Origin of the sequence: Inquilinus sp. KBS0705 (assembly GCA_005938025.2) — a bacterium.
Lineage (GTDB): Bacteria > Bacteroidota > Bacteroidia > Sphingobacteriales > Sphingobacteriaceae > Mucilaginibacter.
This window is the reverse complement of record VCCI02000001.1, coordinates 902,412-926,593: the sequence shown is the minus strand read 5'-3', so window position 1 is coordinate 926,593 and position 24,182 is coordinate 902,412. Positions and strand designations below refer to the sequence as shown.

The window sequence follows — 24,182 nt, the reverse complement described above, 5'->3', positions numbered from 1 at the left end:
TAAGCAATTTTAATGAAAGGTTTGGCTGCAAATCCTTAATCGTGTATTAACCGCTGTAATTATAAGCCACCTTTACGCCAGTTAGCTTATCAAGCTTGTTCATCACCCCTTCTACCTGTGTTTTACGGACGGAAAATTTGATACTGCAATTCAATTCAGCCAACTGTTCTAAAACCTGTAGCTGCTCATCTTTTATAATGCGCATTACGTCGTTCATTTGCGGGTATTCAAACGTAATGGTGTAAACATCGTTAACTGTTTTTTGTATAACAACGGCTTGCTCTAAGGCAGCTTCGGTAGCGGCTTTATAGGCGTTTATTAAACCGGGCACGCCTAATAATGTGCCGCCGAAATAACGCACCACTACCACTAAAATATTGGTAACATCTTTTGATAACAGCGTATTTAGTATTGGCCTGCCGGCAGTGCCCGATGGTTCGCCATCGTCGTTTACACGAAAAACAGAGCGGTCTATCCCCAGCCTTATGGCCCAGCAATGATGATTAGCCTTGGGGTGCTCAGACCGTAATTTTGCCAGTATAGGTTTTATATCGGCATCTGATGTTATTGGATAAGCAAAGCCCAGGAATTTACTGCCCCTGTCGCGAAAGATGCCCTCTGTGTCAGCAGAGATGGTTTTATAAGTATCGTCGAACAGCATTAATATTGCGAAACAGTAATAATTACAATGGCTGCTACAGCAAGGCCAATACCAATTTTATTAAGCAGGCTTAAACGCTCGTTAAACACAAACAGGCCAACCACTGTGCCCAGCGCTATTACACCAATATTCATGGCCGAAAACACCAGCGATGGGCTGGTAGACAAAGCGGTATGCGCCTTTAAATAAAACAATATGTTACCAAAGTTAGCCACACCCAGTATCCAGCCGAACATAATATGCGGCCACGACAAGCGTGTTTGTTTGGTATAAACCCTATATAACAATATTACCAACGCTATAATAAAAGCGATAATGAATGCTATAAATTGCAGCGTAGTAAACGGTATTGCCTTAAACGCTGCCACCTGTTTAAATAGAATATCTATAACACCTAAACCCAAAAATACCAGCAGCAGATACACCCAGGCGTTGCTTAAAATTTTACGGTTGGCAGTTTGTTTTTGCCAGGGTATACAGCATAATATAGCTGCAAAGCCAACAGTAATACCAATCATTTTATAAGTATTGGGTTTATCGCCAAAAAGCAAAAAAGCCGCTGTTAACGATACAAAAAGCGAAAGCCTTTGAGCTACATCGGTACGCACTATACCGGCTACCCTTACCGATGATGCCATTACTAAAAATATAACCGGCAGTAAAATACCTAATGGTAATAGTATAGTTAATGGTGCCTCTTTCAAAGTTTCGATTTGCAGGCTCGGCCTAAAAAAGAACCAGGTAAGTAGTATCGCCATGCTGTAGTTAAAGGTGATGGCCTGCAGTATATCTATACTACAACGCCGCACCAGTTTTAGTAAAACCGACACCACAACACTACAGCAAACACTTAAAAAAACGTATAACATTAGTTTTTAGGTTGATGGTAAACTATATGTAAAGTATCTGCCCCCACAGCAGTTAGTATAGCACCATCAGTATTTATAAATGGTGCCTTAATGCCATCTGTTAAAACAGACGGGGCGGTAAAAATACGTGCTTCGTCCCACAAACCGGCATCAATAAACGAGTTTAGTGTATGTGCCCCGCCCTCAATAATAACCGATTGAATATCCTGCATGTATAACTGGAACAAAATATATTGCGGCACAAAGCGGTCAAAATCCTCCAGGGCAATATACTTTACCTTTCCGTCTATATCCGTTTTAACTTCATTAAATATCAATGTATCAACAGATTGGTTAAATATATTAAAGTTTTTATCTAATTCCAGCCTACGGTCTATCACCACCCGCTTAGGCGACTGCCCTTCGGCATAGCGCACGTTTAGTTGCGGGTTATCTGCTATAACAGTATTCTTACCCACCAATATAGCGTCCTCTTCGGCGCGCCATTGGTGTACCAGTTTGCGGGCTTCGGGGCCGGTTATCCAGTGTTGGCTGCCATCAGCCGGGGCAAAAAAACCGTCGGCAGTTTGGGCCCATTTTAATATTATATAAGGCCTTTGCTTTTGCACACGTGTAAAAAAGCGGCGGTTTAGCCACCGGCATTCTTTTTCTAACACACCGGTCAGCACTTCTACACCTGCTGCCTGCAATTTTTCGATACCCTTGCCATCCACCTGCGGAAACGGGTCGCGGCAGCCCACTACAACTTTTGGTATTTGGTGTTTGATGATCAGATTGGCACAAGGCGGTGTTTTGCCATAATGCGCGCATGGCTCTAACGATACATAAATTGTGGCCGTCTTCAATAATTCGACGTGGTTTGTATGGTTTGCAATCACCATGTTAACGGCATTTACCTCTGCATGGGCTTTACCATATTGCTGGTGATAGCCCTCACCTATTATCTTATCCTCATGAACAATTACAGCACCCACCATCGGGTTAGGGCTTACGTTGCCCGCCCCCATAGCGGCCAGATCAAGGCAGCGCTGCATATATATATCATGTAATGCCATTGTGCAAAAGTAGCTTTTATGTTACTTTGTTGCATGAAAACTATTAAGGATGTATTTCTGTCTTTTCAGCAAGCATTAACCGGTTTGTATGACACCCGTGAAACAGAGGCGATTGCCATGCTGGTACTGGAAGAAATTACAGGGTTATCCCGTGCTAAAATAAAAGCTTTCCCCGAAACGGATATTCCGCCCGGCGAACAGGAAAAGCTGATAAATATACTCGTAGAACTTAAAACCGGCAAACCGGTACAATACATTTTAGGCAGTACCGGGTTTTACGGACTCAATTTTTTAGTGAACCCGGCGGTGCTGATACCAAGGCCCGAGACGGAGGAACTGGTGGAATGGGTTTTATTGAGCCGAAAGTCGAAAGTTGAAAGTCAAAAGTCCTTATCTATCTTAGACATTGGCACGGGCAGCGGTTGTATTGCCATTAGCTTAAAAAAGAATTTGCCAGAAGCCGCTGTGAGTGCTATAGATATTTCTGCTGATGCCCTGCATACGGCAAAGCAAAACTCGGTTATTAATGATGTAGTGGTTGAGTTTATTGAGATAGACATTCTAAACCCAACACCCGACATTCAACATTCGAAATTCGATATTATAGTAAGCAACCCCCCTTATGTTACCCTTGAAGATAAAACCCAAATGCACCAAAACGTAACCGGTTTTGAACCCCATACCGCACTGTTTGTGCCCGAACAGGATCCCCTTATATTTTACAAAGCGATTGCCGATTTCGCACTTAACCACCTCAACCCAAATGGCTTGCTATTTTTCGAGATCAACGAAAATTTTGGTGCAGAAACAGTTGAGTTACTCTCAAATAAAACATTTATTAACATTGAGTTACGTAAAGATATGAGCGGCCGCGACAGGATGATAAAAGCGCAATTGCAATAACCGCTATGTTAATTCCTTGGGTGGAATTCAATTATAGTGCTCTTTAAATACTCCCGGTCTAAATGGGTATAAATTTCGGTGGTGGTAATACTTTCGTGCCCCAGCATTTCCTGCACGGCGCGCAGGTCAGCACCACCCTCAACTAAATGGGTAGCGAATGAATGCCTGAACGTATGCGGGCTGATGGTCTTTTTAAGCCCGGTAAGCTCTGCAAGTTGTTTGATAAGCATAAATATGTATACACGGCTTAACCTGCTGCCACGGCGGTTTAAAAACACGATATCTTCCTCTCCTTTTTTTATTGGGGTGTGTACGCGCACTTGCTCCGTCCAAATTTTTAGCGCTTTAAGAGCTTCGCCGCCAATAGGCACCAACCTTTCCTTACTGCCCTTGCCGGTTACCTTTATAAATTCAATTTCGGGGTAAACGTTTGATAACTTTAGCTCCGTTAACTCAGATACGCGCAGGCCGCAGCCATACAGCACTTCTAAAATAGCCTTGTTACGCGTACCCTCGGGTTTCGATAGGTCTATCGCGGCTATCAGTTTATTAATATCGTTTATACTAAGCGTATCGGGCAGTTTGCGCTGTATCTTGGGGGTTTCCAACAATTCCGACGGGTCGCTGGCTATCAGGTCCTCCATCAGCAGGTATTTATAAAACGCCTTTATACCCGATAAAATACGCGATTGCGACGACGGTATCATCCCTAATTCGTTTATCCATAATATAAAATTACGCAGGTCGGCCAGTTTAAACTTATCGGGCGATGGCTTATCGGGCAGCGAATCCGCATACTGGTACAGCTTCTCCAGATCGCGGCTATAAGCCTCAATAGAGTTAGCTGCAAGCGAGCGCTCCAGTTTAAGATACGTTTTAAAGCCTTTTATTGCCTGTGCCCAGTTCAATTGATTTTAGTTTTGATGTATTATACTTAAGTTTGAACAAATATGAATATACAAATTATAAACGGCCCTAATTTAAACCTCCTTGGCGTTCGTGAGAAATCCATTTACGGTAATTCGGATTTTGAAAGCTACCTGGCCGACCTGCAAAAACATTTCCCAAACATCACCATTAATTACTATCAAAGTAATGTGGAAGGCGAAATTATAAACAAACTGCACGAAATTGGTTTTAGTTACGACGGTATTGTGCTTAATGCCGGCGCCTACACCCATACTTCTATTGCCATTGCCGATGCTATTGCCGCTATTAACACAACCGTAATAGAAGTGCACATATCTAACGTTTACAAACGCGAAGAATTTAGGCATACATCTATGCTGGCGGCCAATTGTAAAGGTGTTATAGCCGGCTTTGGCATGCACTCGTACAGATTAGCTATAGAAAGTTTGTTACTTAAGTAACACAAAATACATTTTTTTGTGTTTGCCCCGTTGAACCCTTAAACCGGTAATACATTTAAATCGTAAGTCCCCTGCAATGAATAAGGTATTTAAAATAACAGCTTTTTTAGTTTTTGCATTTACTTTATTTACCGTTGATGGTATAGCCCAATCAAAAAGAAAGTCGCAATCTGTACGCGATTCGCTGCGCCGGGCAATCCTGCGCCGCGACTCGATGATGCGCACCTTTAAAAAATCAGATACATCCATCAACAACCTGCTGCAAAAGGTTGAATATTACACCGCATCTTTTAACCAGATCAAAACAAGCCTGTCGCGCAATATAGATACGGTGGACATTAGCCAGGCGCTGCCATCTTTTGAACGTCGGGTAAGCCTGATAAAAACACTGATAGATAACGACCGCTCGAGCACTTTACGTTATTTATATGCAATACGCGATATACTAACCCGCAGCGACGACCAGCTGGATATTTACCAGGACCGCCTGGCCGACATCAACTCCAAACTGGTACAAAACCAAAACGAGCTGGCATCAATGGCCAAAGATTCGGTATTAAAGATAGTACCTGCCGATAGCAGCCTGCTTACTACCTTTTTAATACAAAAAATAGCTATTGATAGTAAATATAAAAGGTTGGATGCTGCCAATAAAAAGCTACTGCTAAAAATTGGCCTACTGCAAAACCGTATATCGTCGGTTTACATCTCGTTGCTCGATCTTAAAGACCAGATAGATATAAAGATACGCGAGTTTAGCGTACAGGCGCTTAGTGCCGAAAATAACCCCATTTGGCAAATGGACAATAATGCCGAAAGTACTTTTAGCAGCGCACTTACCAAAACCGTAAACATGAACACCAAGCTGCTTACGTTTTTTATAGGCCGCGACCCGCTTATACATTTCGCCGGGCTACTAGTATTTGTATTATTTTTTAGCTGGATATATGCCAACAGGCGTAAGGTTATCAGGGTAAAAGAGTCGCCGCAGGCGGTGTTTAGCCATGCTAAATATGTATCATTATATCCCATAGCATCTACTATTGTAGTTGCATTTGCCATTGTACCAAATTTTTACGACCATCCGCCCGTAGTAGTGCTCGAATTGTTTTTCTTAGTATTAATAGCAGCTATACTTTACCTGGTTAAAAATACCTGCCCCCGCGGGCTATATAAATATTTGCAACTATTATTTTGGCTTGCCTTAGTATTTAGCCTAAGCAACCTGTTTGTTGAGGTATCAAACACCGATAGGGTTATTGTTTTATTGCTTGAATTACTTACCACCTTTGCCAGCCTGCAATTTTTAAAGCTGGTAAAAAAGCAACCCGAAGAATATTTCTCCCATACACAAACCATATTAAAAGTGTTTATCGGCCTGCAAACTGTAGCTTCGGTACTTAACATATTTGGCCGGGTTACTTTATCAAAAATTATTGGCTTTACGGCTATATATAATTTATGGCTGGCTTTGGGTATGTATTATATGGTACAAATATTAATGCAAAGCTTGTTTTTACAGCTCGAGGCCAATAAAAACAGCAACAGCTTAAGCTCGTTTATTGATTTCAAAATGCTGCAAACTAAGTTCCGCAGTATTTTAACGGTATTGGCAAGTGTGCTATGGCTGGTAATGCTTACCCAAAACCTAAGCGTTGAAGATGCCGTGTTTGATTACCTGCAAAAGTTTTTAACCCAAACCCGTAGCCTCGGCGGCACCAATACACAGTTTACATTTCAAAGCATTATTATATTTATAGCCGTAATATGGTTTTCGTCTATCGCCGCCAAAATAATAAGTTACCTGTATGAAGTGGCAGGCAAAAACGCCAATGACCTTGATGTGCTTAAAAAGAAGAACCGCACATCTACCCTGCTGATAAAGCTGGCCGTATTTGCCATTGGCTTTTTACTGGCTGTTACTGCATCGGGCTTCCCTTTAGATAAGATCACCATTATTATCAGCGCGTTTGGTATAGGTATTGGCTTTGGTTTGCAAAATATTGTAAACAACCTGGTATCCGGTTTAATACTGGCTTTTGAAAAACCTATTCAAATAGGTGATATTATTGAGGTAGACAGCCGATCGGGAACTATTATGGAAATTGGCATACGATCGAGCAAGATCGCTACCAGCGATGGCGCAGAAGTGATTATCCCTAATGGCGACCTGATATCGCACCATGTAATTAACTGGACACTGAGCAACAACAACCGCCGTATCGAACTGATCATTGGCGTAGCATATGGTTCGGATATCGAAAAGGTGAAGAAAATACTATCCGACCTGCTTTGCAACCGCGAGGAAATAATGGACAACCCCGCCCCGCTTATTTTTGTGCACAACTTAAACGAAAGCTCGGTTGATTTTAGGCTATTATTTTGGGCGGCAGATATTACCACATGGCTATCGCTTAAAAGCCATGTATTAACTGATATTTACGCCACTTTTGCCAAAGAAGGTATCGAGATACCATTCCCACAGCGCGACCTTCATTTAAGATTAACGGATAAGCAGAACGATATATTTACCAATAACAAAACGGCTGCCGGCAAACCTGCAGAAATAACCAATACCGATATTACAGATACAGATGTACCTGATGCTAATAATACAGGTCCTGTTGCTCCAGATCAGTAAACTTGGTTTTTTTAGCTACAAAAAAGTCCCATACAATGCTTTTGTTGTAAGTGCCGGTGAGTTTTGTAGTAGTAGTTTTTAACTTTTGACCTTTAACTTTCGACTTTTTAAAAAGCCTTACCACAAAGTTTTGATGCGCGCGGCTAATGGCCCATGCATCTTTACGCTTACCCTCGGCCAAAAAGCGTGCAAGTGCTACCAGGTCCATAAAAAAGCGCAGGCTTATCACAAAAAAGGCGCGCCAGAAAGGCAAATTATTTTTTAGCAATAACAAGTTATTACGAAAGTTTAAATAGGTTTTAAAGGGGTTTTCGGCATTAAGCGTACCGCCCCCCACATGGTATACGGTTGATTGCGGGCAGTACATTACCTTATAGCCCATGTTTTTTAAACGCCAGCACAGGTCTATCTCTTCCATGTGGGCAAAAAAGCTTTCATCAAACCCGCCCGATAAGTCCCAATATTTTTTTTTGATGAACAATGCTGCGCCTGTTGCCCAAAATATTTCGCCCGGCTGGTTATACTGGCCTTTATCTTCTTCTACCTGGTAAAATATACGGCCACGGCAAAACGGGTAACCAAACTTATCTATAAACCCACCAGCGGCCCCTGCATGTTCAAAATGTGTTTTTTGATGGTAGGCCCTTATTTTAGGCGCTGCGGCAGCAATTTGGGTATCGCTCTCCATTAAGTCTATCACCGGCTCTATCCAGTTAGGCTCAACTTCCACGTCCGAGTTTAGCAGAATGTAATAATCGGCATCAACTTGCGCCAGCACACGGTTATAGCCGCCTGTAAAGCCATAATTGGCATTATTTTCAATGATATTTATCTGCGGATAGGTCGCACGCAAAAAAGCTACTGAGCCATCTGTTGAGCCATTATCACCAACCACTACCTGCAAGTTAGTATAAGTAGATGCCAAAACCGATGGCAAAAATTCGCGCAGGTATTTAAGGCCGTTCCAGTTTAAAATTACAATAGCTACTCTGGGTGTAGGGTTCATCTGTTCAAATCCTCCGGCATATATTTCCACCGGCGATGGCTCCACAGCCAGTATTGCGGTTTTTCGTTTATCAATTGCTCCAGGTAACGCACATGGGCTTCGGTTATTTCATGGTCGGCAGTTTGTTTGGGCTGCTCAATTAAAGGCACTAAAGTATAAGTATAATAGCCGCGTTTAACACGGTCTATACGGTAAAATATCACAGCGGCATCTATCAGTTTGGCCAGTTTTTCGATACCTAAAAATACAGCGGTTGGCTGATTTAAAAAATTGGTAAAGTAATTTATCTCGTGCCGGTTGGGTGTTTGGTCGCTCACCAATACGCTAAAGGTAAGGTTGTTCTTTAACGCTATCATGGTGCGCAGCGTTTGCTTCATGGCTACCAATATGGCCCCAAATCTCGACCGCACCTTGTTAAAAAAAGCGTCGAACACATCGTTGCTGAGTGGTTTATAAACGATAATGCGTTTTTCTTCGGTTAACAGGCCAAAGGCCAGCGCGGCCATTTCCCAGTTGCAATAGTGGCCGGCCGCGGCTATAATGCTGCGGCCCTGCTTAAAATAATGCTCCACCAATTCGGGGTTGGTAGGCTTCATGCGCTTGCGTAACGAACGCTCCGAAACGGTGATCATTTTAACGGTCTCTACCATCAAGTCGGCCATATACTGGTAATACTTACGCTCAATTACACTACGTTCGGCGTCAGACTTATCAGGGAAAGAGTTTTTTAAATTTTGCTTTACAACGGGCCGCCTGTACTTTATAATGTAGTACAAAAACAGAAAAATAACATCAGATACGCCGTACAAAATCCAAAACGGCAATAACGATACCAGGTATAAAAAAAATATACCCGTATTTAAAGCCGCTTTTCTTAACATTTTTACCAATTTTGCCACAAACATAAAAAATATATATGATTGAGAACGGTGCTGTTTTGCCTATGTTTTACCTGCCGCCGGTAAACTATTTTACAAATTTGCTTGCCTTTAAGCCCAATATTGTAATTGAAAAGGAGGAACATTTCCCTAAGCAAACCTACCGTAACAGGGCAAACATCTACTCGCCCGATGGTATACTTACCCTTACTGTGCCGGTTGCAAAGGGTTCAAAAAATCATACAAAAACCAAGGATGTTAAAATAACCTACGAATTTAAATGGCAGCGCCTGCATTGGCTAAGCCTGGAGGCCTGCTACCGCCGGTCGGCATATTTTGAGTATTACGAGGATGATTTTGCCCCTTTTTACCAAAAACAGTTTACCTACCTGCTTGATTATAATACCGAACTGTTTGAGCTGTTATTAAAACTGATGAAGATAAAGATGGAGCTGAATTTTACCGAGACCTACGAACCATCGTACCCTAATGTAAGCGACATGCGCAGCAGCTTTAGTACTAAAAACATACCTAATGCCGAACAAAAGCCTTACTTTCAGGTTTTTGAAGACAGGAAGGGCTTTTTAGGCAACCTCAGCATAATAGATCTGTTGTTTAACCAGGGGCCGCATACTTTAAATTATTTGTAATGGCATCATACACCAAGCGTGTTCACTATAAAAACCGTAAGCGTAATATTAATGTAGGCTCTCAACCGGGCTCTATTATTATTCCGCCGGATGCCTTGCCTCCCAAGATAAAAGTGTTTTCGTTTAACCAAAACGATCTGCAGATAAGCGAGGGTAAGGATATGAAAACCATTACCCAGCAATTTAAAACCTGTACCGACCATATACACTGGATAAAAATTAACGGACTGGGCGATGCAAAACTAATTGAAGACATCGGTACCTTTTTAGGCATTAACCAGTTGGTTTTAGAGGATATTGTAAACACCCACCAGCGCCCTAAGTTTGACGAGTACGATGGCTATGTATTTGGTACCAGCCGGGTAATATATTTTAACGAAAACAACGAACTGGTGAACTGCCAGTTTAGTGGCATTGTTAAAGATAACCTGGTAATTAGCTTTGAAGAAAGCCATAACGATTATTTTACCGCTGTTGAAACCAGGCTTGAAGGCGGCAAAGGTGTTATACGCACCGCCGGCCCCGGTTATGTGTTTTACGCGCTTACCGATACTATACTGGATAATTACTTTGTGATACTATCGCAAATTGGCGACCATATAGACCAAACCGAAGATAAGCTGTACCAAAGCGCTGATAAAAGCATCATGTTTGATGCGCAGCAGTTAAAGCGTACGCTTATTATCATCCGCCGTGCCTGCTGGCCCGAGCGCGATAAGATAAATGATATGATACGCAGCGAAAGCGAGCTGATAACCAAAGAAACCAAACTATTTTTACGCGATGCCTACGACCACTGTATACAGGCCATGGATATGGTAGAAAGCTACAAAGAGGTTACCAGCAGTATTATCGACCTGTACCTGAGCATGGTAAGCAACCGCATGAATGAGATAATGAAAGTACTTACCATTATCTCGGTGATATTTATACCGCTAACCTTTATTGCCGGTATATACGGCATGAACTTTAGCCGTCAGGACGATCATGGCCATGTGATAGCAGATAACATGCCCGAGTTGTACGTGCACCATGGTTATATATACGCCCTGATAGGCATGCTTTTGATAGGCGCTATTCAATTAATTGTTTTTTGGAAAAAAGGCTGGTTTAACAAGTTGTAAACTAATCTTGTATGGGCAGGGTAAACCAAAAGGTGCTGCACTCACCCCTCACACTTTCAACGCCAATTTTACCTTCGTGCATTTGTATGATCTCGGCACTAATGTATAATCCCAGGCCCAGGCCCGAAAACTGGTGCCCTAACGAATCTACACGGTAATACCTGTCAAACAAATGCGGCAGCTTTTCTTCACTGATGCCTATTCCAAAATCGCGCACGGCAACTTTGGCGTTATTTCCCTCGCGCGATATGGTAACCTCTATCCGTTTGGACTGCGGCGAATACTTTATTGCATTATTTACAAAATTAACCAGTACCTGGTCAATGCGGCGGTAGTCGGCATCTATCATCAATTCGGCATCGCCCATCAAAATAATATCGTGGCTATCATCCTGGTTCACATGATCGAAACTATCTTTTACTAATTCTGCCAGGTTAAAGCGCGTACGGTTCATGGCCAATTGGCCCTGCTGCAGTTTGGTTACATTCAAAAGATCGTCTAACAGGTGCAACAGTTTTTTAAGGTTGCTATTAGCCTTGCCTACAAACATGCGCATCCTGTCGCTCACCACCTCGGTTTTAACCAGCTTTTGCAGTATCTGCATAGATGCGTTAAGCGATGTAATGGGCGTTTTTAATTCGTGACTGGCAACGCTTATAAACTCATCTTTACGCTTTTCTATCGCAAAGTCATCGGTAATATCCTGTAATATTCCGCTAAAACGGTAGGCGTTCCCTTCATCGTCAAACATAGCTTTCCCTTTGGCCTTAACTGTTTTCCTTTTCTTATTATGTTGGTTAACAATGGTGTAGGTGGCATCATAATTACCGTCCGATCCGCGCTGCATGGCTTTTTGTATGGCTTTGGCCACCCGCTCCCTATCTTCCGGTATCATTACTTCAATGGCACTGCTTAACTCTATTTGGTCATGCAGCGGTAACCCAAACCACTCTTTAAGGCGGTTGTTACCTGTAAAGCGCCCGTTTAGGGGGTTAAGGTCCCATGTGCCCAAATCGGCAGCTTCAATACCAAACTCCAATTCCCGCTTAGCCTCCTCAACAGCCCTGAAAGATTTAACGGTATTGGTAGTTTCATAGCAGATCACCAAAACACCTTCTGGTTTACCGCTTTCGCCTATAACCGGCGCATAGCTAAATGTCCAATAAACATCTTCCAGCCTATCATTCCTAAAAATGGGTATTAACTGGTCCTGGCTCCAGGTAGATTCGCCGCCGCTCATCACCTGATCGATCAGCGGACTAATTACCGGCCAAATTTCCTTCCAGCAATCGGCACCGCGCTGGCCCAATGCTTTGGGGTGTTTGCCATTAATACCCAGGCTGGGCCGGTAGGCATCGTTATAAAATTGTATAAGTTGCGGCCCCCACCATAAAAACATGGGGAATTTTGCGTTTAAGATAATGCTGATGGTAGTAAGTAAACTTTGCGGCCATTGCTCAGGATCGCCTAAAACAGTCGACGACCAATTGAACTTACGGGTTAACTCACCCATTTCGCCGCCCCCTTTTAAAAATTGCTGATAAGGTTTTTCGGGCGTATGATCCATATAAATTACGGGTGATAAGAAAAGGCTTAAATGTATAAATTAAGTTTTTAAACAAGCAGGTTGGGGTTTGGTTTACTTTAATTGAAAATTAGAGAGCACATGATATAAGCCACCTCCCTGTAACTTTTTCATTTCACACCTTAAACCCTTATTAAATTTTAAGATATTTAAGGGGTTAGCACTACCCCACCATGAAAAAAATTCTACTACCTGCCCTGCTACTGCTTGGTTTTTGGAACGCAAATGCACAAAAAGTAAGCAAAAAGCCTTTAGACCATACCGTATACGATGCCTGGCAAAGCATTAATAACGAACACATCAGTAACGATGGTAAATGGATAGTTTACGTGGTAGACCCACAGCAGGGCGATGCCGACCTGGTGATAAGCAAAGCCAATAACACCAACAAATTCACAGTGCCACGGGCCGATACCGTTCGTATAACCAATGATGCTAAATACGCTGTATTCTTGATTCGCCCGTTTTATGAGCAAACCAGACAGGCTAAGATCAAAAAGAAGAAAAAAAATGAAATGCCCAAAGATACCCTGGGCATAGTGGTGCTTGGTAAAAACCAGGTCGAAAAAATACCGGCTGTACAATCTTTTAAAATAGCCGATAAAGCATCGGTACTGGCCTATCTATCGCCTTCGGATACGGTAAAAAAGCCCGAAGCTGCAGATACTTCAAAAAAAGCCATTGCTACCACCATAGCCCCGCCCACCCGCGACGGTGCCGAACTTACACTTAGGCAATTACTCAACGGCAAACAGCGCGTTTTTAAATACGTTACCGATTACCAGTTAACCAAAAACGGAAGGTATTTGGCGATAGCTGTAACCGCTCCAAAAAAATCAAAAGATGTGGTATCGGGCTTGTTTGTATACGATATTGAAAAAGATATCCTTAAAGCCATTAGCACAGGCCGTGGCAACTACCGCAACCTTACATTTGACGATGCGGGCAAGCAACTGGCCTTTACCGCCGAAAAGAACCCCGAAAAAGCGCTGGTGAAACCATTTAAGCTTTACTACTACACCTTAAGTGCAAAAGATACCGCCAGTGTTATTGCGCAGCAGGGCGCTATGGGTATACCGGATAATTGGGCGGTGAGCGGCGACGGCAAGGTTTACTTTAGCAAAAGCGGCAACAACCTGTTTTTTGGCACGGCCCCCATCCCAAAATCGGCCGATACTACCATTGTAGATTTTGAGGTGGCCAAGCTGGATATATGGAACTACAAAGACGATTACCTACAACCTCAACAATTAAAAACCTTACAGCGCGAGTTAAAACGCAACTACCTGGCCGTGATACATACCGATGGCGATATTAAAAAAACGGTGCAATTGGGCGATAAGGCTATACGCGACGTTTTAGTGCCTGATAATAACGACGCGCCATATGTATTAGGCCTGAGTGATACCGGGGCGAGGGTGCAATCGCAATGGGAAGGAGGCAGTAACCCGGAAGCTTATTTGATTAACACCAAAACAGGCGAGCACCTGCGCATTAACGACCGTTTAAAGGCCCAGTACAGCATTTCGCCGGGCGGCGGGTATGTATTATGGTTCGACTCGAAAGATCAAAACTGGCACAGCTATGAGGTGACTACAGGCAAAAAGATAAACCTTACCCAGCAAACCCATGTAAAAATGGGCGATGAAGATAACGATGTGCCCGACGACCCATCGCCATATGGCATTGCCGGCTGGGAACAAAACGACAAAACCGTGCTGATATACGACCGTTACGACATTTGGAGCGTTGACCCGGCTACAGGGCATGCCATCAATTTTACCAATGGTATGGGTCGCAGGTATAAGCTTGTATTCCGCTATAATAATACCGACCCTGAAGAAAAATTTATCCCCACAAAAAAAATGCTTTGGATGATCGTGCAAAACGAGCAAAATAAGCAATGGGGTTATTATAAAAAAGAATTGGGCAACGCTTATGCGCCGAAAAAGGTAGTAATGGCGCCCAATGGCTACAGCAGCCTGCAAAAAGCAAAAAACGCCGATAGCTTTATTTACACCAAATACAGCTATACCCACCCACCCGACTTATATGCATCTGCCGATTTGGTGAACGAAATTAAACTAAGCGCTATTAACCCGCAGCAAGCCGGCTACAACTGGGGCACTGCCGAACTTGTAGCATGGATCACGCCAAAAGGCTACCACGCTAAGGGCATACTATACAAACCCGAAAATTTTGACCCGGCTAAAAAGTATCCGCTCATCGCTTATTTTTACGAGAAACTATCTGACGGTTTGTACAACTACATTCCACCGGCACCTACACCATCCCGTTTGCCTATATCCTACTTTGTAAGTAATGGGTATTTGGTTTTTGCGCCCGATATTAGTTACCAGAGTGGCCATCCCGGCGCCTCGGCAGTTGATTTTGTAAATTCGGGAGTAGAAGCCTTAAAAAAGAACCCCTGGGTAGATGCCGCGCATATTGGTATACAGGGCCAAAGCTGGGGCGGTTACCAGGTGGCCTACCTTATCACCCAAACCAATATGTATGCCGCGGCCTGGGCAGGCGCGCCGGTTGTTAACATGACATCGGCCTATGGCGGTATACGCTGGGAAAGTGGTGTTAACAGGCAGTTTCAGTACGAAAAAACACAAAGCCGCATTGGTGCCACCCTTTGGGAAAAACCAAACTTATATATCGAAAACTCGCCATTGTTTCAATTACCCAAGGTAAAAACGCCGGTGGTAATTATGGCTAACGATGCCGATGGCGCAGTGCCCTGGTACCAGGGTATCGAAATGTTTACCGCATTGCGCAGGCTGGGCAAACCTGTTTGGCTGCTGCAATACAACGATGAGGCCCACAATCTGGTAAAACGCCAAAACCGTAAAGATATATCTATACGCGAACAGCAATTCTTCGATCACTTTTTAAAAGGCGCGCCCATGCCGGTATGGCTGGATAAAGGTGTACCCGCCGTTGACAAGGGTAAAGATTGGGGATTGGGAATGAGCGGGCAGTAGGCAGATAGCGGTGGGCAGTTTGCTGGTCGCTTCGCTCCAGAACGTCTTTGCGAGGAGCGGTAGCGAAAAAGCCATCTCCCGACTGTGCATAAACGACTTAATGGCTCATATGCATATCAGGAAATGGCTTCGTACCTCGCTATGACGCGCGGGATTTACACGCGGACGAGTAAGTATTAGTTAACTACCGAAAACTTATAAATAGTTTGTGTTTTATACGTTTGGCCCGGTTTTAACTCTGTCGACGGGAAGGTAGCCTGGTTTGGCGAATCAGGATAGTGTTGGGTTTCCATAGCAAAGGCTGTGCGGTGCTCGTCTTTTTTACCGCCTTTAAGCGTGTTTTTACCAGCCATAAAATTGCCGGTGTAAAACTGCATAGCAGGTTCTTCGGTAAACACTTCCATTTTAATACCGCTTTTATCGCCAATAACGGTAGCTATTGGTGTGCTAATATCATGCGCGCTTAATACATAGTTATGGTCGTAACCCAAGCCATCCTTAAGCTGTTCGTTCTTGTCGTTTATACGTGCGCCAATTTTGGTTGGTTTGGTAAAATCAAATGGAGTACCGGCTACGGCTTCTACTTTGCCTGTTGGTATTAATGTACTATCAACAGGGGTATAATTGGCAGCGTTTATTTGCACCGAATGATCTAATATAGTACCACTGCCCTGTCCGTTAAGGTTATAGTAAGCATGGTTGGTAAGGTTTAATACGGTAGTTTTATCGGTAGTAGCCTCGTAGCTAATTTTAAGCGAGTTATCATCTGCAAGGTTATAAACCACCTTCACCTTTAAGTTACCAGGGAAACCTTCTTCCATGTCTTTTGACAGGTAGGTAAGCTCCAGTGTGGCGCTGTCAATTTGTTTGGCATCCCAAACCTTAGCGTTAAAACCTTTTTGGCCGCCATGCAGCGTATTAGGCCCGTTGTTTTTAAACAGCATATACTTTTTGCCATCTAAAATAAACATACCCTTAGCAATGCGGTTACCATAACGGCCGATAGTAGCGCCATAATACGATGATTCGGCCTTTTGCACACCTTCCAGGCTATCAAAACCTAAAACTACATCGGTAAGCTTGCCATCCTTATCAGGTACCAACAGGCTCTCTAAACAGCCGCCGTAATTAGTGATAGCAGCTTCGGCACCGTTCTTATTTTTCAATACATATAAATGTGTTTGTTTGCCATCAATAGTTCTTTCAAACGCTGATGCGGCGGGCAGTGCGGCCGTATGGGTGCTGTCTGTCATGGTAGTAGTTTTATTAGCTGATTGATTGCAGGCAGCAGTAAGCATGCTACAGGCAATTGCAATGGCTAAAGATGGTTTTTTAAAAGGTGTTTGCATAATATTTTTATAATTTATGGTAATAATTGGTAGGGCTAATTTATGCTTTTTTGCGATGGTATGGCCATTGGTTTATTTTCTTTAACAGGTATGCCAAAGCTTGGTGTACCGTTCTTGTTCCAGGTAAACTTTTGCATTCGAGGCGAGCGGTAGCCACCGCATCCCTGGCCGGGTTTTGAATTGGCATGATACAGTATCCAGTCCTCGCTCCCGTCCGGCGATTTAAAAAATGAATTATGGCCGGGTGCATACACACCATTAGTAACAGATTTTTTGAACACCGGTTTTGCCGATTTGCTCCACGACCGTGCATCCAGCAGATTGGCATCAGCTGATGCGCTTAGCATGCCTAACGCGTAAAAGTCTGTCCAGCAGCCGCTGGCTGAGTAAATGAGGAACAGCTTACCTTTGTGCTTTAATATCTCGGGACCTTCGTTCACGTTTACATGCGGCGGGTTACCGCTATTGTGCAGGTCGCCGTACTTTTCCCAATCGTACAATGGGCTGGATATTTTAACCCGCTTGCCATCCACTGTCCACGGATTTTTTAATTTGGCTATGTAGATATCCTGTTGCCCGTTTTGGTCGCCTTCCCATCCCGCCCATATCAGGTATAGCTGTCCTTTATGAGCGAAAACAGATCCGTCTATCGCCCATTTATCAGATGGGTCGGCCAGCTTACCTTTAAACACCCATTCGCCTTCCATGGGGTTAGGGTTGGCATTCTCCAGCACATATAAACGGTGATGGTTATTATCGCCGTCATCGGCGGCAAAGTACATGTACCATTTATGGTTAATGTAGTGCAGTTCGGGTGCCCAAAGCTCTTTAGAGTAAAGTGTATTTGCTGGTGGGCGCCAAATGGTTTTCTTTTCTGCCGATCGCAGGTCGGCCAGGTTTTTGGTTTTCCAAATAACCAGGCTATCCTGCAACGAATTGGTGTAGTAGTAAAATCCGTTTTGGTAAATTACCCATGGGTCGGCACCGGATGGTAGCAACGGATTTAAAAAAGTACTTTTTTTATTGGCCTTATTTTTTATATTAGTTTGAGCATGCACTGCAAAAACGAAGAAAAAATTAAATATAGGTAGCGAAAAAAAGAGAAAAATTTTACGCATAAACTCAAAAATTTAAAACATCAGGGCCCAACACCGCGCTATCGCAAATATAGGTTGGCACTATACCGGTTGCAGTTATCCTGTTCTCGGCATCAGCCGGCCTGGTATTGCCCGAAAGCACCAAAACGGTGTCTAAACCAAACTTGTTACCGCCTATTATATCGGTTTGCAGCGTATCGCCTACCATCACTATCTGGCTTTTACTAATGGTACGGTAATTACGTATCAGGTCGTAAGCAAACATAAACATCTGTGAATCAGGCTTGCCGAAACGTATAAACTGCTTACCTACAATATTTTCTATCATTCCGGCAAGGCCGCCAATTGCAATACCCACATCAGTTAACGATACCGGGTAGGCATTATCGGTATTAGCCACAATAGCCGGAATAGTGCGTTTGCGCAGTAAATTAACGGTTTTATTGAGGTCATCGCACCAATCAAAACCTTCGTCATCCATAAAGACAAGGGCGTTCACCTTATCAATATTGGTATTGTTAACATCCTTTATCCGCAGGGTGTGCCTGCCCTCGCTTTCAATGTAATGTGCTGATTCTTCGGTACCTAAGTAGGCTACAATACCATCTTTCACCTTCAGATCAAGGTACTCTTTGGTGAGCATACCCGATGAAATGATCCTGTCGGCCGTTATTGCATGTAAGCCAGCTTTATGGTACGATTGAGCCAGTTGCGCCGGGCTGCGCGAGGCATCGTTGGTAACTATATAATACTCCTTTTTCTGCGATTCCAGGTAAGCAAATGTCCTTTCGATACCCGGTACCAGGCCGCTATGGTTTTTCAAAACGCCAAAAGCATCGAAAAAAATGATCTCGTAACGGTCAATTATCGACTTAAAATCTTCAATGCGTTTCATATATCTATCTTGCTATATTACTGTAAACCAAGCGCTTTAATTATTTTTTCGGCATCAAAATCCCTGTCAACCGATGGCAGGTAAATTTCAAATGCTTCGGCCTGTAGCTTTTTGGCGTACTGCTCGTTAAAAAAATACTTGCCATCCTTTATTACATAGTTAAGTATAAAAAAGCGGTAAGCCTCCTTTAAAAAGCGTATCTCGTCGGCGGTAATCGGGTTAACCTTATGGTATTCCTGTAAAAAGGTTATAAAACGGTCTTCCATCATCGGCCCTATCACGTAGCTAAACACGGTACGGTCGCCTGCATCAGATACCACCCTGCTAAAAAAATAGAAGTCCAACAAGCGGTAACTCATTCTAAACCAGTCATAATCCCAGCGCGAGTATAGCTCCAGATCGGGTGTTACCGAAAAGTTACCGATGTTCCAGTCAATAAATACCGGTATGATCTCGAACGAACTCATGTTATACCTCGACCTGTTTTTCAAAAACTGCTCGCAATGGTACTTTAAAAAATCTACCTGCATAGCCGTACCAAACTTGCGCTCGTTTTTATCTAACTGCCGTTGCAGGTCGTAAATATCTGTCCGTAAGGTTTTTGACGATTTGGGCAATACGTTTTTAACCCTCGAACATGCTTTGTGAAACTTACCCAACTGCGCGCCAAGCTTTCTGATCATATCATCATCAAGCCTTCGCGGCAACCTGTCCATTATGCGGGTTGGGTTGTAAAAAACCACCCAGGCATCTGTTTTTCCTTGTTTATAGCGATAAACGTAAACCCGGTTATTCTTTAATAACGATTTGGATAACAGGTTTTCGAAAGGATAAAGCAGGTTATTTGATAAAGCCTGAATGATGCGGTGATCCTCTTTAAAATGCTCGTATTTACCAAAAAAGGATAGTTTAGCTATGATGATATCTTCATCATCAAACGTAATGCGGTACACATGGTTGGTAGATACCATTGCACTAATATCCTCGATATCCCGTATGGTTTTTGAAGAATCGTATCCCTCCCAGGCACTTTTTATAATTATAGAAGACTCCACAGAATTAAGTTTTTATTGGTGCTGCATAGTTACAAATTAACCTAACAGGGCACAAACTAAATTATTTCAAAGTACCTTTTTAACTCCCAGTCGCTTACACTTTTAGCATATTGGCGGTGTTCCCACAAACGGGTTTGAGTAAAGTGCTGTACAAAGCCATCGCCAAATAACTCTTTGGCTATCATTGACTTTTGCATGGCATTTGCGGCATCAAATAAGTTTGCATGCAGGCTGCCGTTGGCTTTATTTGCGTACCCGTTGCCCACGGTTGGTGCAATATCAAGGCTAAGCTTATTTTTGATACCATATAAACCCGAGGCAAGTGCAGCTGCAATAGCCAGGTAAGGGTTAGTATCCGACCCGGGAATACGGGTTTCTAAACGGGTATATTGCTTTGATGTATTTATCACCCTTAAAGCTGTTGTACGGTTATCTATCCCCCAGGTAATAGTTGTTGGCGCCCATGCCCCTTCTACAAGGCGTTTGTAGCTGTTTATAGTAGGCGCATACATAGGCAGCAAATGCGGCATACAATACAACTGGCCCGCCAAATATTGCTTATGCAGCTCGCTCATTTTATTTACATCGTTATTATCATAAAAAAGATTGTCGTTACCATCTTTACTCCATAAGCTTTGGTGTATATGGCCACTGCATCCGGGTAATTCCTGGTTCCATTTGGCCATAAAGGTGGCCGTAATGCCGTGTTTGGCGGCTATTTCTTTTACCGCAGTTTTAAACAAAACGGCTCTATCCGCAGCTTCCAATGTTTCGCAATGGGTAATAGCGGCTTCATAAACACCGGGGCCGGTTTCGGTATGTAAGCCTTCAATAGGTATATTAAACTGCGTTAATAAATTAAACAGGTCGTAATAAAAATCGCTGTTTTGTGATGTACGCAATATAGAATAGCCAAACATACCGGGCGTTAGCGGTTCCATATTGGCAAAACCTTTTTGCTGCAGGCTTTGTGGTGTTTCTTTAAAATTGAACCATTCAAACTCCTGTGCAAACTCGGCATGATAGCCCATATCTGCACACTGCTTAACAATTCTTTTTAACAAAGTACGTGGGCATGCAGCCAATTCCTTTCCGTTCGGGCCACTATAATCTGCTAAAAAGAAAGGTATATTATCTTGCCATGGTACTGTACGAAACGTCTCAAGATCTATGTAACATAACTTATCAGGATACCCTGAATGCCAGCCTGTTAATTCTACATTATCGTAGGTAGCATCGTTACTATCCCAGCCAAAAACCACATCGCAAAAGCCATAGCCATCTTTCATACCATCCAATAATTTTTTTTGGCTGATAACTTTTCCACGTAATACGCCGTCAATATCGGCAAACGCGAATTTTACCTTATCAATGTTGTTTTCTTTGATATATGCTATAACCTGTTCTTTGTTCATTACCGTGGTATAAAATGCCAATTTAAGCAAGATAAATTATATGCAGGGATATTTATTTATAAATGGGCGCTATATTTAACTAATGAATAACCTATTATTTGTTTACGGCACCCTATTACAAACAGAGAATGAATTTGGCGTTTATCTAAACAAAAATTGTAGCTTTTTAGGCGAAGGTAAAGTAAACGGAACGCTATATGATATTGGTGAATACCCCGGCCTGACAATAAACAACCATAGTGAAACCTTTGTTTACGGCCATATTTACCAAATGAAACACCCTGAAATTGTTTTAAATCGTTTAGACTTTTACGAAGGAGTTGGGCCGACTGAAGAGCAACCTAATTTATACACAAGGCAATTGATTCCCGTTGAAACATCGGATGGCATTGTTAGCGCCTGGACATACATTTATAACCTGCCGGTTATTGGTTACCCAATTATAGCTTCGGGTAATTATATAGAATATTTAAAGCAAAAAAAATCCTCCGGGTAGTTAAACACCGAAGGATTTGCAATGTAAAATAGGTATAGGGTATTAAACTTTAGCAGATTTTACTGTTTTGATAATTACAGCCGCAACTTTGTATGGATCTGCAGCTGAGTTAGGACGACGATCTTCAAGGTAGCCGCTCCAGTTGTGATCAACTGCATAAAGAGGGATACGGATAGAAGCACCACGGTCAGATACACCGTAGCTAAAGTCGGTAATTGACGCGGTTTCGTGTTTACCGGTTAAACGCTGATCGTTATCAGCACCATAAACAGCTATACACTCGGCAACAGCAGGGCGGAAAGACTCGCAGATAGCTTCGAATGTTGCTTTGCTGTTAGCAGTACGCAATGTAGTGTTTGAGAAGTTAGCGTGCATACCACTACCATTCCAGTCTAACTGACCCAATGGTTTGCAATGCCAGTTGATGGCAACACCGTAGCTTTCGCCAATTCTTTCTAATAAATAACGTGCAACCCAAATTTGGTCACCTGCTTCTTTAGCGCCTTTGGCAAATATCTGGAATTCCCACTGGCCTGCAGCAACCTCAGCATTGATACCTTCAACATTTAAACCTGCATCTAAACAAGCGTCTAAGTGTTCTTCAACAATATCGCGGCCGAAAGCGTTGTTAGCGCCTACAGAGCAATAGTATGGGCCTTGCGGGCCTGGGTAACCACCTGCCGGGAAACCAAGAGGTTTGTTTGTTTCAGGATCCCATAAAAAGTACTCCTGCTCAAAACCAAACCAAAAATCGTTATCATCATCTTGTATAAGTGCACGGCCGTTAGACTCGTGTGGTTTACCATCAGCACTTAATACTTCGCACATTACTAAAAATGCTTCTTTTCTTTGTGGGTCTGGTACAACAAAAACTGGTTTTAAGATACAATCTGAAGAACCACCCGGTGCTTGCTCGGTTGAAGAACCATCGAAGCTCCAGTTATCTAAATCTTCTACTTTACCGCTAAACGATTTAACAATTTTTGTTTTGCTACGCAGGCTTTGTGTTGGTTTGTAACCGTCAAGCCAGATGTACTCGAGTTTTGTTGCCATGTTTTAATGAATTTTCTTAAATTTTAAGTTTAAATTATAGTTCTTTATAAGATCGGTTTCAATTTTATAGTGCGAATTTAAAGTATTTTTATAAATTTCATAGTAATGTTAACAAATTTTATAAAAATTTATAAAAATCTCATCTTATCTTTCTAAAATCAATCATTTTGACCTTAAATAATTTTTTATGTTCATTGGTTCTAAAAATTCATATAAAAACTCATATAAATAAAAAGCAGGCATGGTTTTAACTAACCAGCCTGCTTTATTTAAGTTAAAAAATTACTATTTACTTGAAGAGACGCCCCAATAGCAACTATTTCTTATCCTTTTAAGTGTGTTAGCCTCTGTATTAACCTCAATTTTTGTGTTATTAGCAGTATAATCAACAAAATATATTTTAGCAAGGCTGTTATCGTATATAAACGTAGATAACTTTCGTTCAGCCCCTGCTTTATCTATAACATCTACTTTTATAGCACTGGTGGCACCCCGCCTCTTTGCTGTGTCGGCCTTTTCAGATGGCATCCAGTTTACAACGTACTTAATGGTGTTTACCGGTTTTGAAACGATGCTTTGCTTGTAATGCGCATCGTTTTGAATTACCTGTATTAAACATTTAACGCAGGGTTCGGCAACTGTTGCGTTACCATAATTTTTATAGGAGTTGTTTATCACACTATCTTTTTTACCATTAACTACCACGCTGGTTTTATTGATATCTTTTGATACCGGCTTTGGTTTGTTCTGCTTACATGAGGCAAGCAACAGCAATATACCTAAAGCTATAACTGTGAATATTGATCTGATCATAATTAATTTGATTGGTTGATTTATATACAGTTATGCGGTGGTTTTGTGTTAACTGGCTTTAAAACATCATCAAATCAAAAACTTATCACATTACACTACGTTTTATTTACCGATAGGTATTTTATTGCAAAATTTTATTAAAATTGCCTGATTTATTTATTGTACTTTTTACACTATCATAAAAATTGACACAGCGTGGTTAGTGTAAAAATTATATCATAAATACCTTACAACAAGTTTTTAAACCATCTAATAATTTATTTGAATGTATATTTAC

At 42.3% G+C, this 24,182-nt stretch carries 21 protein-coding genes; 7 read left to right on the top strand and 14 right to left on the bottom strand.

Annotated features, from left to right (window positions below):
* Positions 1 to 46: 46 nt before the first annotated feature.
* From FFF34_004105 to ribD, 3 genes are read right to left on the bottom strand one after another with little or no spacing between them, the layout of a single operon-like run.
* The gene (locus tag FFF34_004105; GenBank protein ID TSD66598.1) at positions 47 to 661 is read right to left on the bottom strand and encodes a YigZ family protein; all 615 of its coding nucleotides are present in this window, start codon (positions 659 to 661) and stop codon (positions 47 to 49) included.
* Positions 661 to 1,530: an EamA family transporter gene (locus FFF34_004100; protein TSD66597.1), complete on the bottom strand. Its 870-nt coding sequence runs from the start codon at positions 1,528 to 1,530 to the stop codon at positions 661 to 663. The genes FFF34_004105 and FFF34_004100 overlap by 1 nt, the downstream gene beginning before the upstream one ends.
* On the bottom strand, positions 1,530 to 2,564 hold the full coding sequence (gene ribD, locus FFF34_004095; GenBank protein TSD67952.1) for a bifunctional diaminohydroxyphosphoribosylaminopyrimidine deaminase/5-amino-6-(5-phosphoribosylamino)uracil reductase RibD: 1,035 nt from the start codon (positions 2,562 to 2,564) through the stop codon (positions 1,530 to 1,532). The genes FFF34_004100 and ribD overlap by 1 nt, the downstream gene beginning before the upstream one ends.
* Before the next feature lie 54 nt (positions 2,565 to 2,618).
* Between ribD and prmC the strand changes: the two genes are divergently transcribed.
* On the top strand, positions 2,619 to 3,488 hold the full coding sequence (gene prmC, locus FFF34_004090; protein TSD66596.1) for a peptide chain release factor N(5)-glutamine methyltransferase: 870 nt from the start codon (positions 2,619 to 2,621) through the stop codon (positions 3,486 to 3,488).
* Between the two features lie 8 nt (positions 3,489 to 3,496).
* Here the strand turns inward: prmC and xerD are convergent, their stop codons facing one another.
* Entirely contained in the window at positions 3,497 to 4,396 is a 900-nt protein-coding gene (gene xerD, locus FFF34_004085; GenBank protein TSD66595.1) for a site-specific tyrosine recombinase XerD, read from the bottom strand.
* A 42-nt stretch (positions 4,397 to 4,438) separates the two neighbouring features.
* On the opposite strand from xerD, the gene aroQ reads away from it, so the two are divergent.
* Both aroQ and FFF34_004075 read left to right on the top strand, forming a co-directional pair.
* Complete coding sequence (gene aroQ, locus FFF34_004080; GenBank protein TSD66594.1) at positions 4,439 to 4,858, top strand: type II 3-dehydroquinate dehydratase; 420 nt, start codon at positions 4,439 to 4,441, stop codon at positions 4,856 to 4,858.
* A gap of 76 nt (positions 4,859 to 4,934) precedes the next feature.
* On the top strand, positions 4,935 to 7,499 hold the full coding sequence (locus FFF34_004075; protein TSD66593.1) for a mechanosensitive ion channel: 2,565 nt from the start codon (positions 4,935 to 4,937) through the stop codon (positions 7,497 to 7,499).
* Here FFF34_004075 and FFF34_004070 read toward each other — a convergent pair.
* Complete coding sequence (locus FFF34_004070) at positions 7,465 to 8,505, bottom strand: glycosyltransferase family 2 protein (GenBank protein TSD66592.1); 1,041 nt, start codon at positions 8,503 to 8,505, stop codon at positions 7,465 to 7,467. The two genes, FFF34_004075 and FFF34_004070, sit on opposite strands and share 35 nt — an antisense overlap.
* Positions 8,502 to 9,386, bottom strand: a complete 885-nt coding sequence (locus tag FFF34_004065) for a lauroyl acyltransferase (GenBank protein ID TSD66591.1) — start codon at positions 9,384 to 9,386, stop codon at positions 8,502 to 8,504. Before FFF34_004065 ends, FFF34_004070 begins: the two co-directional genes overlap by 4 nt.
* A gap of 35 nt (positions 9,387 to 9,421) precedes the next feature.
* On the opposite strand from FFF34_004065, the gene FFF34_004060 reads away from it, so the two are divergent.
* Both FFF34_004060 and corA read left to right on the top strand, forming a co-directional pair.
* Positions 9,422 to 10,033, top strand: coding sequence for a WbqC family protein (locus tag FFF34_004060; protein TSD66590.1), 612 nt, complete (start codon positions 9,422 to 9,424; stop codon positions 10,031 to 10,033).
* Positions 10,033 to 11,157, top strand: a complete 1,125-nt coding sequence (corA, locus tag FFF34_004055; GenBank protein TSD66589.1) for a magnesium/cobalt transporter CorA — start codon at positions 10,033 to 10,035, stop codon at positions 11,155 to 11,157. Before FFF34_004060 ends, corA begins: the two co-directional genes overlap by 1 nt.
* A 1-nt stretch (position 11,158) precedes the next feature.
* On the opposite strand, the gene FFF34_004050 is transcribed toward corA, so the two are convergent.
* On the bottom strand, positions 11,159 to 12,724 hold the full coding sequence (locus FFF34_004050) for a PAS domain-containing sensor histidine kinase (protein ID TSD66588.1): 1,566 nt from the start codon (positions 12,722 to 12,724) through the stop codon (positions 11,159 to 11,161).
* Positions 12,725 to 12,915: 191 nt separating this feature from the next.
* Between FFF34_004050 and FFF34_004045 the strand changes: the two genes are divergently transcribed.
* Positions 12,916 to 15,732, top strand: coding sequence for a S9 family peptidase (locus FFF34_004045; protein ID TSD66587.1), 2,817 nt, complete (start codon positions 12,916 to 12,918; stop codon positions 15,730 to 15,732).
* Between the two features lie 176 nt (positions 15,733 to 15,908).
* Here the strand turns inward: FFF34_004045 and FFF34_004040 are convergent, their stop codons facing one another.
* From FFF34_004040 to FFF34_004020, 5 genes are read right to left on the bottom strand one after another with little or no spacing between them, the layout of a single operon-like run.
* Positions 15,909 to 17,081, bottom strand: coding sequence for a galactose mutarotase (locus FFF34_004040; protein TSD66586.1), 1,173 nt, complete (start codon positions 17,079 to 17,081; stop codon positions 15,909 to 15,911).
* A 35-nt stretch (positions 17,082 to 17,116) separates the two neighbouring features.
* Entirely contained in the window at positions 17,117 to 18,199 is a 1,083-nt protein-coding gene (locus tag FFF34_004035; protein ID TSD66585.1) for a family 43 glycosylhydrolase, read from the bottom strand.
* A 4-nt stretch (positions 18,200 to 18,203) separates the two neighbouring features.
* Positions 18,204 to 19,073: an HAD-IIA family hydrolase gene (locus FFF34_004030; protein ID TSD66584.1), complete on the bottom strand. Its 870-nt coding sequence runs from the start codon at positions 19,071 to 19,073 to the stop codon at positions 18,204 to 18,206.
* Positions 19,074 to 19,090: 17 nt separating this feature from the next.
* Positions 19,091 to 20,128 (bottom strand): hypothetical protein, encoded by a 1,038-nt coding sequence (locus FFF34_004025; GenBank protein TSD66583.1) that lies wholly within the window; start codon positions 20,126 to 20,128, stop codon positions 19,091 to 19,093.
* A gap of 56 nt (positions 20,129 to 20,184) precedes the next feature.
* A complete protein-coding gene (locus FFF34_004020; protein TSD66582.1) occupies positions 20,185 to 21,543 on the bottom strand; it encodes a glutamine synthetase in 1,359 nt (452 codons plus the stop codon).
* An 82-nt stretch (positions 21,544 to 21,625) separates the two neighbouring features.
* Here FFF34_004020 and FFF34_004015 point away from each other — a divergent pair, with 82 nt between their 5' ends.
* Positions 21,626 to 22,039 (top strand): gamma-glutamylcyclotransferase, encoded by a 414-nt coding sequence (locus tag FFF34_004015; GenBank protein ID TSD66581.1) that lies wholly within the window; start codon positions 21,626 to 21,628, stop codon positions 22,037 to 22,039.
* 42 nt (positions 22,040 to 22,081) lie between these two features.
* Here the strand turns inward: FFF34_004015 and FFF34_004010 are convergent, their stop codons facing one another.
* Positions 22,082 to 23,092: a glutamine synthetase gene (locus FFF34_004010; GenBank protein TSD66580.1), complete on the bottom strand. Its 1,011-nt coding sequence runs from the start codon at positions 23,090 to 23,092 to the stop codon at positions 22,082 to 22,084.
* A gap of 285 nt (positions 23,093 to 23,377) precedes the next feature.
* On the bottom strand, positions 23,378 to 23,905 hold the full coding sequence (locus tag FFF34_004005) for a hypothetical protein (protein TSD66579.1): 528 nt from the start codon (positions 23,903 to 23,905) through the stop codon (positions 23,378 to 23,380).
* Positions 23,906 to 24,182 lie beyond the last annotated feature (277 nt).